Origin of the sequence: Scytonema hofmannii PCC 7110 (genome assembly GCF_000346485.2) — a bacterium.
Lineage (GTDB): Bacteria > Cyanobacteriota > Cyanobacteriia > Cyanobacteriales > Nostocaceae > Scytonema > Scytonema hofmannii.
Genome location: NZ_KQ976354.1, coordinates 7,677,367 through 7,691,232 on the forward strand (window position 1 = coordinate 7,677,367; position 13,866 = coordinate 7,691,232).

Annotated in this window: 17 protein-coding genes; 7 read left to right on the forward strand and 10 right to left on the reverse strand. The window is 40.5% G+C overall.

What is annotated here, in order from left to right:
• Positions 1 to 53: 53 nt before the first annotated feature.
• The gene (locus WA1_RS32170; RefSeq protein WP_017747385.1) at positions 54 to 980 is read right to left on the reverse strand and encodes an RpnC/YadD family protein; all 927 of its coding nucleotides are present in this window, start codon (positions 978 to 980) and stop codon (positions 54 to 56) included.
• A 493-nt stretch (positions 981 to 1,473) separates the two neighbouring features.
• Positions 1,474 to 2,376 (reverse strand): hypothetical protein, encoded by a 903-nt coding sequence (locus tag WA1_RS32175; RefSeq protein ID WP_066613080.1) that lies wholly within the window; start codon positions 2,374 to 2,376, stop codon positions 1,474 to 1,476.
• Between the two features lie 308 nt (positions 2,377 to 2,684).
• Here WA1_RS32175 and WA1_RS32180 point away from each other — a divergent pair, with 308 nt between their 5' ends.
• Complete coding sequence (locus tag WA1_RS32180) at positions 2,685 to 2,891, forward strand: hypothetical protein (protein WP_017747383.1); 207 nt, start codon at positions 2,685 to 2,687, stop codon at positions 2,889 to 2,891.
• A 22-nt stretch (positions 2,892 to 2,913) separates the two neighbouring features.
• Here the strand turns inward: WA1_RS32180 and WA1_RS32185 are convergent, their stop codons facing one another.
• The gene (locus WA1_RS32185) at positions 2,914 to 3,876 is read right to left on the reverse strand and encodes an RpnC/YadD family protein (protein WP_066613081.1); all 963 of its coding nucleotides are present in this window, start codon (positions 3,874 to 3,876) and stop codon (positions 2,914 to 2,916) included.
• Positions 3,877 to 4,217: 341 nt separating this feature from the next.
• Between WA1_RS32185 and WA1_RS32190 the strand changes: the two genes are divergently transcribed.
• Positions 4,218 to 4,409: a hypothetical protein gene (locus tag WA1_RS32190; protein WP_066613083.1), complete on the forward strand. Its 192-nt coding sequence runs from the start codon at positions 4,218 to 4,220 to the stop codon at positions 4,407 to 4,409.
• Here the strand turns inward: WA1_RS32190 and WA1_RS32195 are convergent.
• Positions 4,403 to 5,365 (reverse strand): RpnC/YadD family protein, encoded by a 963-nt coding sequence (locus tag WA1_RS32195; RefSeq protein WP_066613090.1) that lies wholly within the window; start codon positions 5,363 to 5,365, stop codon positions 4,403 to 4,405. The genes WA1_RS32190 and WA1_RS32195 overlap by 7 nt on opposite strands.
• Positions 5,366 to 5,673: 308 nt before the next feature.
• On the opposite strand from WA1_RS32195, the gene WA1_RS32200 reads away from it, so the two are divergent.
• Complete coding sequence (locus WA1_RS32200; RefSeq protein ID WP_066613093.1) at positions 5,674 to 5,916, forward strand: hypothetical protein; 243 nt, start codon at positions 5,674 to 5,676, stop codon at positions 5,914 to 5,916.
• On the opposite strand, the gene WA1_RS32205 is transcribed toward WA1_RS32200, so the two are convergent.
• A complete protein-coding gene (locus WA1_RS32205) occupies positions 5,887 to 6,849 on the reverse strand; it encodes an RpnC/YadD family protein (protein WP_066613096.1) in 963 nt (320 codons plus the stop codon). The genes WA1_RS32200 and WA1_RS32205 overlap by 30 nt on opposite strands.
• Positions 6,850 to 7,157: 308 nt before the next feature.
• Here WA1_RS32205 and WA1_RS32210 point away from each other — a divergent pair, with 308 nt between their 5' ends.
• Positions 7,158 to 7,400 carry a hypothetical protein gene (locus tag WA1_RS32210; RefSeq protein WP_017747377.1) on the forward strand — a complete coding sequence of 81 codons (243 nt, stop codon included), beginning with the start codon at positions 7,158 to 7,160 and terminating at the stop codon, positions 7,398 to 7,400.
• Here the strand turns inward: WA1_RS32210 and WA1_RS32215 are convergent.
• Entirely contained in the window at positions 7,371 to 8,249 is an 879-nt protein-coding gene (locus tag WA1_RS32215; RefSeq protein ID WP_066613099.1) for a hypothetical protein, read from the reverse strand. The genes WA1_RS32210 and WA1_RS32215 overlap by 30 nt on opposite strands.
• A 341-nt stretch (positions 8,250 to 8,590) precedes the next feature.
• Here WA1_RS32215 and WA1_RS32220 point away from each other — a divergent pair, with 341 nt between their 5' ends.
• Positions 8,591 to 8,848, forward strand: a complete 258-nt coding sequence (locus tag WA1_RS32220) for a hypothetical protein (RefSeq protein ID WP_017747375.1) — start codon at positions 8,591 to 8,593, stop codon at positions 8,846 to 8,848.
• Here WA1_RS32220 and WA1_RS32225 read toward each other — a convergent pair.
• Positions 8,819 to 9,757, reverse strand: coding sequence for an RpnC/YadD family protein (locus WA1_RS32225; protein WP_017747374.1), 939 nt, complete (start codon positions 9,755 to 9,757; stop codon positions 8,819 to 8,821). The two genes, WA1_RS32220 and WA1_RS32225, sit on opposite strands and share 30 nt — an antisense overlap.
• 260 nt (positions 9,758 to 10,017) lie before the next feature.
• A complete protein-coding gene (locus WA1_RS32230) occupies positions 10,018 to 10,245 on the reverse strand; it encodes a ribbon-helix-helix domain-containing protein (RefSeq protein WP_017747373.1) in 228 nt (75 codons plus the stop codon).
• A 215-nt stretch (positions 10,246 to 10,460) separates the two neighbouring features.
• Here WA1_RS32230 and WA1_RS32235 point away from each other — a divergent pair, with 215 nt between their 5' ends.
• The gene (locus tag WA1_RS32235; protein ID WP_017747372.1) at positions 10,461 to 10,700 is read left to right on the forward strand and encodes a hypothetical protein; all 240 of its coding nucleotides are present in this window, start codon (positions 10,461 to 10,463) and stop codon (positions 10,698 to 10,700) included.
• Positions 10,701 to 10,941: 241 nt separating this feature from the next.
• Here the strand turns inward: WA1_RS32235 and WA1_RS32240 are convergent, their stop codons facing one another.
• Together WA1_RS32240 and WA1_RS60500 are read right to left on the reverse strand one after the other, a co-directional pair.
• On the reverse strand, positions 10,942 to 11,904 hold the full coding sequence (locus WA1_RS32240; protein WP_017747371.1) for a class I SAM-dependent methyltransferase: 963 nt from the start codon (positions 11,902 to 11,904) through the stop codon (positions 10,942 to 10,944).
• Positions 11,905 to 12,205: 301 nt separating this feature from the next.
• A complete protein-coding gene (locus tag WA1_RS60500; protein ID WP_272819274.1) occupies positions 12,206 to 12,328 on the reverse strand; it encodes a hypothetical protein in 123 nt (40 codons plus the stop codon).
• 246 nt (positions 12,329 to 12,574) lie between these two features.
• Here WA1_RS60500 and WA1_RS32245 point away from each other — a divergent pair, with 246 nt between their 5' ends.
• A complete protein-coding gene (locus WA1_RS32245) occupies positions 12,575 to 13,633 on the forward strand; it encodes a radical SAM/SPASM domain-containing protein (protein ID WP_017747370.1) in 1,059 nt (352 codons plus the stop codon).
• Positions 13,634 to 13,866 lie beyond the last annotated feature (233 nt).

A 13,866-nucleotide genomic window follows, 5' to 3' on the forward strand; every position in this document is an offset into this window, starting at 1 on the left:
CAAAATCAGTAGGACTGATAACTGCTTACTGGTCACTGGTCACTGGTTACTGGTCACTGATTATTGCCAAAGCGAGCAATTAACTCCGGGCGTGATAACTGCACGAGTAATGGCATAAATTCTTCTGGTGATAAAGTTAATATTGATTCAATCATTGTGGAAAGTTCCGCATCCAGAGAACCAAAACGAACTCTTAACAAGTTTTCTACAACCTGTCTTCTTTCTTCAATCTGTCCCTCAATTCGTCCTTCAAGTCGTCCTTCAAGCTGTCCTTCCTGTTTGGCAAGTTCACGCTCTTGCTGGTAAAGTGGTGCTAATCTCATAATCAACTCCCGATCTTCTGGTTCTGAAATGGTTTGGGAAGCTAAATTCTGCCTCAGAGTGTATAACAATTCTAACGTTGCTTGACGAAACGGATGGGTGATGGGCAATGCCTCTAGTTCATCAATGGCGCGGCTTTGCACTCTCCCTCTTCCCAACATTCTTAACCACAGTGTTTCTGGGGTAGGTGGGAGTTGATGAATCGCAATGATTGCCATTCGATAAGTGTCAGGGGTGAAGTACACTCCACTAGTCCAATCTTCGGCTTGAGTTGCGCCAAATCCTGAGAGTAACTTGCGTGAAGCTGTCGGTGTTAGTATCCAAAGTTTGGGAAGGGCTGAGTTTTGTCGAGTCGAGGTGTTGTTTCTCTTCGCTTCGCGTCGCAATTCTCCTCTAATTTGTAAAAGTTTGAGCAAACAATCACAAATGTCTTCCACAGGTGCTGCATTGCGAAACGGTTCTAAAATCGCTGGGATGGCGGCGATTCTACCTAACAATCCTAAAGTTTCTAATTGTGCTGTTGTCGGTGTTGGTGCAAAGAGAAGATCGATTTCTCTAATTTCTGAGGAGACTTTTTTTGAAGATTTGACTTCTCCATAGGGTTGAAGCAGTTTTTCAAGGTAATCTTTGGCAAATTGGTCATGAAGAAATCGAGTCATATTTTGAGATAGTGAGAATTTTTTCTGTGAGTGTTGGTACAGTCATTTCACGCTAGGGAGTTTCTGTTCATAAGTTCTCAGTACCTGGAAACGATTGTCTGAATACTCTAGGAAGTTATTCGCCAGATTCTATCTAATTTTGTAGACACTATTTCTCACAGAATTGATGAGAATTTTAAATAGTTGATTTTGAAGAAAAATCTCGCAATTATGAATGAGATATTTCTTTGAGCGAGAAATTTGTTCATTATCTCTGTTGCTGAGAAAACTGTAGAAAACATCTCAAGGACAAGTACACAACTATCAAGATGAGCAAGAACAAAATATTGGCTCTGTTTACTAACAGCTTAGTTGCTGCTCAAACAGTTCTAAAAAACCGGGTATGAGAAGAAATCGCGAGCGACACGTTGCACGCTTTCCACTCTCACCCGGTTTTAAATACAACGACAGAACCAGTAGAACTGGTCACTGGTTACTGGTCACTGGTCACTGGTCACTGATTATTGCCAAAGCGAGCAATTAACTCTGGGCGTGATAACTGCAAGAGTAATGGCATAAATTCTTCTGGTGATAAAGTTAATATTGATTCAATAATTGTCGAAAGTTCCGCATCCAGAGAACCAAAACGAACTCTTAACAAGTTTTCTACAACCTGTCTTCTTTCTTCAATCTGTCCTTCAAGCTGTCCTTCCTGTTTGGCAAGTTCGCGCTCTTGCTGGTAAAGTGGTGCTAGTCTCATAATCAACTCCCGGTCTTCTGGTTCTGAAATGGTTTGGGAAGCTAAATTCTGCCTCAGAGTGTATAACAATTCTAACGTTGCTTGACGAAACGGATGGGTGATAGGCAATGCCTCTAGTTCATCAATGGCGCGGCTTTGCACTCTCCCTCTTCCCAACATTCTTAACCACAGTGTTTCTGGGGTAGGTGGGAGTTGATGAATCGCAATGATTGCCATTCGATAAGTATCAGGGGTGAAGTACACTCCACTAGTCCAATCTTCGGCTTGAGTTGCGCCAAATCCTAAGAGTAACTTGCGTGAAGCTGTCGGTGTTAGTATCCAAAGTTTGGGCAGGGCTGAGTCTTGTCGAGCCGAGGTGTTGTTTCTCTTCGCTTCGCGTCGCAATTCTCCCCTAATTTGTAAAAGTTTGAGCAAACAATCACAAATGTCTTCCACAGGTGCCGCATTGCGAAACGGTTCTAAAATCGCTGGGATGGCGGCGATTCTACCTAACAATCCTAAAGTTTCTAATTGGGCTGTTGTCGGTGTTGGTGCAAACAAAAGATCGATTTCTCTGATTTCTGAGGAGACTTTTTTTGAAGATTGGACTTCTCCATAGGGTTGAAGCAGTTTTTCAAGATAATCTTTGGCAAATTGGTCATGAAGAAATCGAGTCATGTTTTGAGATAGTGAGAGTTTTTTCTGTGAGTGTTAGTACAGTCATTTCACGCTAGTGAGTTTCTGTTCATGAGTTCTCAGTACCTGGAAACGATTGTCTGAATACTCTAGGAAGTTATTCGCCAGATTCTATCTGATTTTGAAGACATTATTTCTCACAGAATTGATGAGAATTTTAAATAGTTGATTTTGAAGAAAAATCTCGCAATTATGAATGAGATATTTCTCTCATCAAGAAACCTGTTCATTATCTCTTTAGCTGAGAAAACTGTAGAAAACGTCTCCAGGAAAAGCGCACAACTATCAAAATGAGCAAGAACAGAATATTGGCTGTGTTTACTAACAGCTTAGTTGCTGCTCAAACAATTCTAAAAAACCGGGTTAGAAGAGAACTTGAGAGCGACAAGTTGCACGCTTTCCACTCTCACCCGGTTTTAAATACAACGACAGAACCAGTAGAACTGATCGCTGGTCACTGGTTACTGGTCACTGAATCACTGGTCACTGGTCACTGAATCACTGGTTACTGGTCACTGGTCACTGATTATTGCCAAAGCGAGCAATTAACTCCGGGCGTGATAACTGCAAAAGTAATGGCATAAATTCTTCTGGTGATAAAGTTAATATTGATTCAATCATTGTCGAAAGTTCCGCATCCAGAGAACCAAAACGAACTCTTAACAAGTTTTCTACAACCTGTCTTCTTTCTTCAATCTGTCCTTCAAGTCGTCCTTCAAGTCGTCCTTCAATCTGTCCTTCAAGTCGTCCTTCAAGTCGTCCTTCAATCTGTCCTTCCTGTTTGGCAAGTTCACGCTCTTGCTGGTAAAGTGGTGCTAATCTCATAATCAACTCCCGGTCTTCTGGTTCTGAAATGGTTTGGGAAGCTAAATTCTGCCTCAGAGTGTATAACAATTCTAACGTTGCTTGACGAAACGGATGGGTGATGGGCAATGCCTCTAGTTCATCAATGGCGCGGCTTTGCACTCTCCCTCTTCCCAACATTCTTAACCACAGTGTTTCTGGGGTAGGTGGGAGTTGATGAATCGCAATGATTGCCATTCGATAAGTGTCAGGGGTGAAGTACACTCCACTAGTCCAATCTTCGGCTTGAGTTGCGCCAAATCCTAAGAGTAACTTGCGTGAAGCTGTCGGTGTCAGTATCCAAAGTTTGGGAAGGGCTGAGTTTTGTCGAGTCGAGGTGTTGTTTCTCTTCGCTTCGCGTCGCAATTCTCCCCTAATTTGTAAAAGTTTGAGCAAACAATCACAAATGTCTTCCACAGGTGCGGCATTGCGAAACGGTTCTAAAATCGCTGGGATGGCGGCGATTCTACCTAACAATCCTAAAGTTTCTAATTGGGCTGTTGTCGGTGTTGGTGCAAAGAGAAGATCGATTTCTCTGATTTCTGAGGAGACTTTTTTTGAAGATTTGACTTCTCCATAGGGTTGAAGCAGTTTTTCAAGGTAATCTTTGGCAAATTGGTCATGAAGAAATCGAGTCATGTTTTGAGATAGTGAGAGTTTTTTCTGTGAGTGTTGGTACAGTCATTTCACGCTAGTGAGTTTCTGTTCATGAGTTCAGATTGTTAGTAGCAGGTTACAATTAGCCGTTGTCCTGACCTGGAAACGACTGTCTGAATACTCTAAGAAGTTATTCGCCAGATTCTCTCTAATTTTGTAGACACTATTTCTCAGAGAATTGATGAGAATTTTAAATAGTTGATTTTGAAGAAAAATCTCACAATTATGAATGAGATATTTCTCCGAGCGAGAAATCTGTTCATTATCTCTTTTGCTGAGAAAACTGTAGAAAACATCTCAAGGACAAGTACATAACTATCAAAATGAGAAAGAACAAAATATTGGCTCTGTTTACTAACAGCTTAGTTGCTGCTCAAACAGTTCTAAAAAACCGGGTTAGAAGAGAAATCGCGAGCAACAAGTTGCACGCTTTCCACTCTCACCCGGTTTTAAATACAACGACAGAACCAGTAGAACCGATCGCTGGTCACTGGTTACTGGTCACTGGTCACTGATTATTGCCAAAGCGAGCAATTAACTCCGGGCGTGATAACTGCACGAGTAATGGCATAAATTCTTCTGGTGATAAAGTTAATATTGATTCAATAATTGTCGAAAGTTCCGCATCCAGAGAACCAAAACGAACTCTTAACAAGTTTTCTACAACCTGTCTTCTTTCTTCAATCTGTCCTTCAAGTCGTCCTTCAAGTCGTCCTTCAATCTGTCCTTCAAGTCGTCCTTCAAGTCGTCCTTCAATCTGTCCTTCCTGTTTGGCAAGTTCACGCTCTTGCTGGTAAAGTGGTGCTAATCTCATAATCAACTCCCGGTCTTCTGGTTCTGAAATGGTTTGGGAAGCTAAATTCTGCCTCAGAGTGTATAACAATTCTAACGTTGCTTGACGAAACGGATGGGTGATGGGCAATGCCTCTAGTTCATCAATGGCGCGGCTTTGCACTCTCCCTCTTCCCAACATTCTTAACCACAGTGTTTCTGGGGTAGGTGGGAGTTGATGAATCGCAATGATTGCCATTCGATAAGTGTCAGGGGTGAAGTACACTCCACTAGTCCAATCTTCGGCTTGAGTTGCGCCAAATCCTAAGAGTAACTTGCGTGAAGCTGTCGGTGTCAGTATCCAAAGTTTGGGCAGGGCTGAGTTTTGTCGAGCCGAGGTGTTGTTTCTCTTCGCTTCGCGTCGCAATTCTCCCCTGATTTGTAAAAGTTTGAGCAAACAATCACAAATGTCTTCCACAGGTGCCGCATTGCGAAACGGTTCTAAAATCGCTGGGATGGCGGCGATTCTACCTAACAATCCTAAAGTTTCTAATTGGGCTGTTGTCGGTGTTGGTGCAAAGAGAAGATCGATTTCTCTGATTTCTGAGGAGACTTTTTTTGAAGATTTGACTTCTCCATAGGGTTGAAGCAGTTTTTCAAGGTAATCTTTGGCAAATTGGTCATGAAGAAATCGAGTCATGTTTTGAGATAGTGAGAGTTTTTTCTGTGAGTGTTGGTACAGTCATTTCACGCTAGTGAGTTTCTGTTCATGAGTTCTCAGTACCTGGAAACGATTGTCTGAATACTCTAGGAAGTTATTCGCCAGATTCTCTCTAATTTTGTAGACACTATTTCTCACAGAATTGATGAGAATTTTAAATAGTTGATTTTGAAGAAAAATCTCACAATTATGAATGAGATATTTCTCCGAGCGAGAAATCTGTTCATTATCTCTTTTGCTGAGAAAACTGTAGAAAACATCTCAAGGACAAGTACATAACTATCAAAATGAGAAAGAACAAAATATTGGCTCTGTTTACTAACAGCTTAGTTGCTGCTCAAACAGTTCTAAAAAACTGGGTTAGAAGAGAAATCGCGAGCAACAAGTTGCACGCTTTCCACTCTCACCCGGTTTTAAATACAACGACAGAACCAGTAGAACCGATCGCTGGTCACTGGTTACTGGTCACTGGTTACTGGTCACTGGTTACTGGTCACTGGTCACTGATTATTGCCAAAGCGAGCAATTAACTCTGGGCGTGATAACTGCAAGAGTAATGGCATAAATTCTTCTGGTGATAAAGTTAATATTGATTCAATAATTGTCGAAAGTTCCGCATCCAGAGAACCAAAACGAACTCTTAACAAGTTTTCTACAACCTGTCTTCTTTCTTCAATCTGTCCTTCAAGTCGTCCTTCAAGTCGTCCTTCAATCTGTCCTTCAAGTCGTCCTTCAAGTCGTCCTTCAATCTGTCCTTCCTGTTTGGCAAGTTCACGCTCTTGCTGGTAAAGTGGTGCTAATCTCATAATCAACTCCCGGTCTTCTGGTTCTGAAATGGTTTGGGAAGCTAAATTCTGCCTCAGAGTGTATAACAATTCTAACGTTGCTTGACGAAACGGATGGGTGATGGGCAATGCCTCTAGTTCATCAATGGCGCGGCTTTGCACTCTCCCTCTTCCCAACATTCTTAACCACAGTGTTTCTGGGGTAGGTGGGAGTTGATGAATCGCAATGATTGCCATTCGATAAGTGTCAGGGGTGAAGTACACTCCACTAGTCCAATCTTCGGCTTGAGTTGCGCCAAATCCTAAGAGTAACTTGCGTGAAGCTGTCGGTGTCAGTATCCAAAGTTTGGGCAGGGCTGAGTTTTGTCGAGCCGAGGTGTTGTTTCTCTTCGCTTCGCGTCGCAATTCTCCCCTGATTTGTAAAAGTTTGAGCAAACAATCACAAATGTCTTCCACAGGTGCCGCATTGCGAAACGGTTCTAAAATCGCTGGGATGGCGGCGATTCTACCTAACAATCCTAAAGTTTCTAATTGGGCTGTTGTCGGTGTTGGTGCAAAGAGAAGATCGATTTCTCTGATTTCTGAGGAGACTTTTTTTGAAGATTTGACTTCTCCATAGGGTTGAAGCAGTTTTTCAAGGTAATCTTTGGCAAATTGGTCATGAAGAAATCGAGTCATGTTTTGAGATAGTGAGAGTTTTTTCTGTGAGTGTTGGTACAGTCATTTCACGCTAGTGAGTTTCTGTTCATGAGTTCTCAGTACCTGGAAACGATTGTCTGAATACTCTAGGAAGTTATTCGCCAGATTCTATCTGATTTTGAAGACATTATTTCTCACAGAATTGATGAGAATTTTAAATAGTTGATTTTGAAGAAAAATCTCGCAATTATGAATGAGATATTTCTCTCATCAAGAAACCTGTTCATTATCTCTTTAGCTGAGAAAACTGTAGAAAACGTCTCCAGGAAAAGCGCACAACTATCAAAATGAGCAAGAACAAAATATTGGCTGTGTTTACTAACAGCTTAGTTGCTGCTCAAACAGTTCTAAAAAACCGGGTTAGAAGAGAACTTGAGAGCGACAAGTTGCACGCTTTCCACTCTCACCCGGTTTTAAATACAACGACAGAACCAGTAGAACCGATCGCTGGTCACTGGTTACTGGTCACTGGTTACTGGTCACTGGTTACTGGTCACTGGTCACTGATTATTGCCAAAGCGAGCAATTAACTCTGGGCGTGATAATTGCATGAGTAATGGCGTAAATTCTTCTGGTGGTAAAGTTAATATTGATTCAATAATTGTGGAAAGCTCCGTATCAAGAGAACCAAAACGAACTTTTAACAAGTTTTCTACAACTTGCCTTTGTCCTTCCTGTTTGGCAAGTTCACGCTCTTGCTGGTAAAGTGGTGCTAATCTCATAATCAACTCCCGGTCTTCTGGTTCTGAAATGGTTTGGGAAGCTAAATTCTGCCTCAGAGTGTATAACAATTCTAACGTTGCTTGACGAAACGGATGGGTGATGGGCAATGCCTCTAGTTCATCAATGGCGCGGCTTTGCACTCTCCCTCTTCCCAACATTCTTAACCATAGTGTTTCTGGGGTAGGTGGGAGTTGATGAATCGCAACGATTGCCATTCGATAAGTATCAGGGGTGAAGTACACTCCACTAGTCCAATCTTCGGCTTGAGTTGCGCCAAATCCTAAGAGTAACTTGCGTGAAGCTGTCGGTGTTAGTATCCAAAGTTTGGGCAGGGCTGAGTCTTGTCGAGCCGAGGTGTTGTTTCTCTTCGCTTCGCGTCGCAATTCTCCCCTGATTTGTAAAAGTTTGAGCAAACAATCACAAATGTCTTCCACAGGTGCCGCATTGCGAAACGGTTCTAAAATCGCTGGGATGGCGGCGATTCTACCTAACAATCCTAAAGTTTCTAATTGGGCTGTTGTCGGTGTTGGTGCAAAGAGAAGATCGATTTCTCTGATTTCTGAGGAGACTTTTTTTGAAGATTTGACTTCTCCATAGGGTTGAAGCAGTTTTTCAAGATAATCTTTGGCAAATTGGTCATGAAGAAATCGAGTCATGTTTTGAGATAGTGAGAGTTTTTTCTGTGAGTGTTGGTACAGTCATTTCACGCTAGTGAGTTTCTGTTCATGAGTTCAGATTGTTAGTAGCAGGTTACAATTAGCCGTTGTCCTGACCTGGAAACGACTGTCTGAATACTCTAAGAAGTTATTCGCCAGATTCTCTCTAATTTTGTAGACACTATTTCTCAGAGAATTGATGAGAATTTTAAATAGTTGATTTTGAAGAAAAATCTCACAATTATGAATGAGATATTTCTCCGAGCGAGAAATCTGTTCATTATCTCTGTTGCTGAGAAAACTGTAGAAAACATCTCAAGGACAAGTACATAACTATCAAAATGAGCAAGAACAAAATATTGGCTCTGTTTACTAACAGCTTAGTTGCTGCTCAAACAGTTCTAAAAAACCGGGTTAGAAGAGAAATCGCGAACGACAAGTTGCACGCTTTCCACTCTCACCCGGTTTTAAATACAACGACAGAACCAGTAGAACTGGTCACTGGTCACTGGTCACTGGTCACTGGTCACTGGTCACTGAATCACTGGTCACTGGTCACTGGTCACTGGTCACTGATTATTGCCAAAGCGAGCAATTAACTCCGGGCGTGATAACTGCACGAGTAATGGCATAAATTCTTCTGGTGATAAAGTTAATATTGATTCAATCATTGTCGAAAGTTCCGCATCCAGAGAACCAAAACGAACTCTTAACAAGTTTTCGACAACCTGTCTTCTTTCTTCAATCTGTCCCTCAAGTCGTCCTTCAAGTCGTCCTTCAAGTCGTCCTTCAAGCTGTCCTTCCTGTTTGGCAAGTTCGCGCTCTTGCTGGTAAAGTGGTGCTAATCTCATAATCAACTCCCGATCTTCTGGTTCTGCAATGGTTTGGGAAGCTAAATTCTGCCTCAGAGTGTATAACAATTCTAACGTTGCTTGACGAAACGGATGGGTGATGGGCAATGCCTCTAGTTCATCAATGGCGCGGCTTTGCACTCTCCCTCTTCCCAACATTCTTAACCACAGTGTTTCTGGGGTAGGTGGGAGTTGATGAATCGCAATGATTGCCATTCGATAAGTGTCAGGGGTGAAGTACACTCCACTAGTCCAATCTTCGGCTTGAGTTGCGCCAAATCCTAAGAGTAACTTGCGTGAAGCTGTCGGTGTTAGTATCCAAAGTTTGGGCAGGGCTGAGTCTTGTCGAGTCGAGGTGTTGTTTCTCTTCGCTTCGCGTCGCAATTCTCCTCTAATTTGTAAAAGTTTGAGCAAACAATCACAAATGTCTTCCACAGGTGCTGCATTGCGAAACGGTTCTAAAATCGCTGGGATGGCGGCGATTCTACCTAACAATCCTAAAGTTTCTAATTGGGCTGTTGTCGGTGTTGGTGCAAACAAAAGATCGATTTCTCTAACTTCTGAGGAGACTTTTTTTGAAGATTTGACTTCTCCATAGGGTTGAAGCAGTTTTTCGAGGTAATCTTTGGCAAATTGGTCATGAAGAAATCGAGTCATGTTTTGAGATAGTGAGAGTTTTTTCTGTGAGTGTTGGTACAGTCATTTCACGCTAGTGAGTTTCTGTTCATGAGTTCTCAGTACCTGGAAACGATTGTCTGAATACTCTAGGAAGTTATTCGCCAGATTCTATCTGATTTTGAAGACATTATTTCTCACAGAATTGATGAGAATTTTAAATAGTTGATTTTGAAGAAAAATCTCTCAGTTATGAATGAAATATCTCTCTCATCAAGAACTCTGTTCATTATCTCTTTTGCTTAGAAAACTGTAGAACGCAAATTTTGCCAATATTCTGGTGTAACTTCCTGACCTTGAGAATCAATGCCTTCCAGCAAAAGTACTTCTAACTTCGCTTGTGTCTTGCGTTTTTGGTCTTGTTGCACCAAATCCAGAAAATATTCGCCAATGCTGTTATATGCACCTGTCATGATTTGTGCTTCTACATAAACACGCACTTCATCAGGTATATCAATATCTATTTTCATTGGATTTCAAGCATAACTGTCTACATTATTTTAGCTTACCGATCCATGTTGACAAATCGCGCAGTATTCAGACAGCAGTGCTACATTTACTAACAGCAATGGATCGTTATGAGTCAACCAGTTTTTCCGGAACACAGCAGATTCTCTCTCAAATGTTTACCGAATTGTTGGTGACGGCTGAACAAATTCTAACTTCGAGATAAGGAACACGAATCATGACCGAGCAAATGCCTAATGATGCACCGTCCCCCGAAGCACAGGAAGTCGCTGAAAAGTTTTCTACCGGGATTGAGAACTTTCAGTGGCGGGGTGATTACTTTAAATTCTGTGAAGTTTTGGGGCTAACGCCAGATGATTATGCTGAATCCCACTATCAGCGTTTCATTGAACTGGCGGATGCATTATCTCATTTTCGCGTTGAGGAATTAGCCAAAATTTTGGACGCGTTTAAGTGAAAAATGCGATCGCGATCGCTACTGCTAACAGGTACGTCGAGAGCACAACTGTGATGATGGGAAAAAACAAGAGATTGACTATGTTTCCTAACAGCTTAGTTGCTACTCTAACAGTTCTAAAAAGCCAGATATGTGAATAAATCGAGAGTGAAAAGTTGCATACTTTCCACTCTCACCCAGTTTTCAATACAGCTACAGAATCAGTATGACTGGTCACTGGTCACTGCTCACTGGTCACTGATTACTGGTCACTGCTTATGTTTCTTGCCATCGCCTGTCGTAATATTTGTGGCAACCAGGAAAGATAATAATATATTTGTTGTGCCTGACTGTACAGAGACAATAACTTTGCTTCTTTCCAGAAAGTAGATGGTAGAACGGCTTTGAGAATTTTTTCAAATTTATCTCCCGCTACATTTGGAATTGAACCGCTAACAGAATAATGTTGTAAATGTGGAGGTAATTTCCAGTTAATTTTAGTGTCTGGCTGATGTATGACAGGTTCAACATTTCCCCGCCATGCAACTCCCATGATTTGCATAGTTTGATACACCATTGTGTTCCACCCTTTCTCTTTCAAGTAGTTCAACCCTTGACCTACATCGGGAGAGGCTAAATCGTGAAATAAAATTAAAGCATCTTCTTCTGCAACTTGTTCGCAAATTATTGCATCATTGAGTGGCGCTGGTGCTTCGTGATGACCGTCTATAAATATCAATGACCATTTCCGTTGCAATTTATTTGCTAACTCTTCTACTTTTTGAGGGCTATGTCCTGGTATGAGATTTACAGATTCCTTCACGTCTGCCCACTTTAGTGATTCTGTAACGCTTTCATGAAATAATTGTTGGGATAGCATGGGATCGATTATATCTAACTCCACACCTCCTAGAGCTAAATGACAAGCCGACCAACCCATCCAACAACCTATTTCTAAAGCTTTTTTCCCCTTAAATTTTAAGGCTGTATTGTAAAGAATATGAGCTTCATCTCTGCTAACAAATCCTACCCCCTGCTGTCGCTTATCAACGTACCAGTTATGAGCAATATTCCGGCGCAAGTAAAGCCAAAAAGAATCATATGTATTTCCCAAAATCATATTGGGAAAACATGAATCTGGTTGAATAATGGAAAATCCTGGTGAAACATAATCTCCCTCTGGCAATATGCCGCCTTCTATCACTTGTGCTGTTTTTTCAATCATGGGATTTTTTGTACTACTCAAACTGGTTTGCAGTACTTGTTAAGTTGTACTTACCAAGTCCACGGTTGTCCATCTAGTATCGAAGGTAGCTATTACAAACAAAGCGGGCAATACACAGTATCTCGTCTCAGATAATGTTTTGCCCGCTTGTTCCTTCTAGTTTGGTTTTCAGTACTAGCATGGAAATCTTACTTTTGTGGATTTGATTATACTATAAGTGGCGTCAAAAACTTTGTTATGGGCGGTTATGGGGTTAATCGTCAGATTCGTTTTGGGCAATCTTGTGTAGCAGGTACGCCCATTACCGTGCAGGGTGTAGTTGAATGACTGGCGGCTGGGCTTTCATTTCAAGGCTCTTCCCAGTCTTCAGGTTGATGATATTCGTGCTTGCAGAGTGCGATCGCTCAATACATTGCTTAGGCATTAAAGGTATCTCTTTTAGTGAAACTTCAACTCATAGATTGGGGTCATTTATCATAGATGTTTACAAAATGTAGTATTAAGTAATTACTCGAAAAATTAAGTATTTATACGTAATTTACAAACCTCTTTTAGGTGATTTAATTTGACAAAATCCTCCTTGACACATTAATAGCCTGTGTGTTTTGATCGGATAGTTTATTTCAGTATGAAAAGTAAAAATATACACTATGTATTGTTCGGAGTTAATATGACTTTTTTCATAAAACCGAAAAAAATTCGCTTGGACGCAGCTACAGTTTGCCAGTTAAACTGCCCTTCTTGCCCAACAGCACAAGGAGAAATCAAAAAAACGCTTAGAGGGGGTTTCCTGAAATTTGAAGATTTTAAAAGATTAGTAGATGAAAATCCTTGGTTATCACATATAGAATTATCCAATTGGGGGGAAATCTTTTTAAATGCAGATATATTAAAAATTTTAGAATACAGTTATCAGAAAAATGTTTCTTTGTCTGCTAGCAATGGCGTCAACTTAAATACTGTTAGTGAAGAAGTTTTAGAAGGGCTGGTGAAGTATAAATTTAGAAAGATGTCTTGTTCTATAGATGGAGCTAGTCAAGAGACATATGAAATTTATCGTCGTCGGGGAAATTTTGAGCGCGTAATTGATAATTTAAAAAAGATAAATCATTACAAAAAAGTATATAATTCCAAGTTTCCATTAATAAGATGGCAATTTGTAATTTTTGGCCACAATGAGCATGAAATACCAATTGCAAAACAATTAGCTAAAGAACTAAATATGGAACTTTGGTTAAAACTTTCTTGGGATGAATCATTTTCACCGATCAAAGACAAAGAAAAGATTGCTAAGATTACAGGCTTAGGTGTTGCTAGTCGCAGCGAATACCAAGAAAAATATAAAATTAACTATATGCAAAAAGGAATTTGTTCTCAGTTGTGGAATGAACCTCAACTAAATTGGGATGGTAGAGTGTTAGGTTGTTGCTTTAATCATTGGTCTGATTTTGGAAATGCTTTTGAATCTTCTTTAGAGACAAGTTTAAATAATGAAAAAATTAATTATGCTCGACAAATGCTTTTAGGGAAGAAGGAAGAAAGAGATGATATTTCATGCACTCAATGCATTCACTATAAAGCCATGAAAAATCACAGTGAATGGTTAACAATGAGTCAGATAAGAAGGGCAAGCGCAGCTAGAAAGTTACATATGATTGCGGATAGTCTATGGATTGGTAGATTAGGTAGATTAAAAGTTTGGCTTGTGAATAATTTTATGAATAAATAAGTAAGTCGGCATTAATATTGATTGTCAAGACAAGGCAGAGAAAGTAAGGATAAAAATTAGTCTTTTAACATTTTTTAACATTCCTTCGTTTATTTTTGCCTACCTACATAAAAAAGTATCCACGGTTTGAGAAGTTTTCTCTCATAAATTCAGAAATAAGCAAAATATTCTTTCCTGTTTGGGCTTTGATCGGTTTTACAAAAAATCTTGCTAATATAATTCTTGCTTACTAA

Excerpts from the sequence above, each read along its gene's own strand:
- WA1_RS32220 (WP_017747375.1), top strand. The coding sequence starts at position 8,591 with ATGAGCAAGAACAAAATATTGGCTCTGTTTACTAACAGCTTAGTTGCT.
- WA1_RS32180 (WP_017747383.1), top strand. The coding sequence starts at position 2,685 with ATGAGCAAGAACAGAATATTGGCTGTGTTTACTAACAGCTTAGTTGCT.
- WA1_RS32245 (WP_017747370.1), top strand. The coding sequence starts at position 12,575 with ATGACTTTTTTCATAAAACCGAAAAAAATTCGCTTGGACGCAGCTACA.
- WA1_RS32235 (WP_017747372.1), top strand. The coding sequence starts at position 10,461 with ATGACCGAGCAAATGCCTAATGATGCACCGTCCCCCGAAGCACAGGAA.
- WA1_RS32230 (WP_017747373.1), bottom strand. The coding sequence starts at position 10,245 with ATGAAAATAGATATTGATATACCTGATGAAGTGCGTGTTTATGTAGAA.
- WA1_RS32190 (WP_066613083.1), top strand. The coding sequence starts at position 4,218 with ATGAGAAAGAACAAAATATTGGCTCTGTTTACTAACAGCTTAGTTGCT.
- WA1_RS32240 (WP_017747371.1), bottom strand. The coding sequence starts at position 11,904 with ATGATTGAAAAAACAGCACAAGTGATAGAAGGCGGCATATTGCCAGAG.
- WA1_RS32170 (WP_017747385.1), bottom strand. The coding sequence starts at position 980 with ATGACTCGATTTCTTCATGACCAATTTGCCAAAGATTACCTTGAAAAA.
- WA1_RS60500 (WP_272819274.1), bottom strand. The coding sequence starts at position 12,328 with ATGCCTAAGCAATGTATTGAGCGATCGCACTCTGCAAGCACGAATATC.
- WA1_RS32210 (WP_017747377.1), top strand. The coding sequence starts at position 7,158 with ATGAGCAAGAACAAAATATTGGCTGTGTTTACTAACAGCTTAGTTGCT.
- WA1_RS32225 (WP_017747374.1), bottom strand. The coding sequence starts at position 9,757 with ATGACTCGATTTCTTCATGACCAATTTGCCAAAGATTACCTCGAAAAA.
- WA1_RS32195 (WP_066613090.1), bottom strand. The coding sequence starts at position 5,365 with ATGACTCGATTTCTTCATGACCAATTTGCCAAAGATTACCTTGAAAAA.
- WA1_RS32175 (WP_066613080.1), bottom strand. The coding sequence starts at position 2,376 with ATGACTCGATTTCTTCATGACCAATTTGCCAAAGATTATCTTGAAAAA.
- WA1_RS32185 (WP_066613081.1), bottom strand. The coding sequence starts at position 3,876 with ATGACTCGATTTCTTCATGACCAATTTGCCAAAGATTACCTTGAAAAA.
- WA1_RS32200 (WP_066613093.1), top strand. The coding sequence starts at position 5,674 with ATGAGAAAGAACAAAATATTGGCTCTGTTTACTAACAGCTTAGTTGCT.
- WA1_RS32215 (WP_066613099.1), bottom strand. The coding sequence starts at position 8,249 with ATGACTCGATTTCTTCATGACCAATTTGCCAAAGATTATCTTGAAAAA.
- WA1_RS32205 (WP_066613096.1), bottom strand. The coding sequence starts at position 6,849 with ATGACTCGATTTCTTCATGACCAATTTGCCAAAGATTACCTTGAAAAA.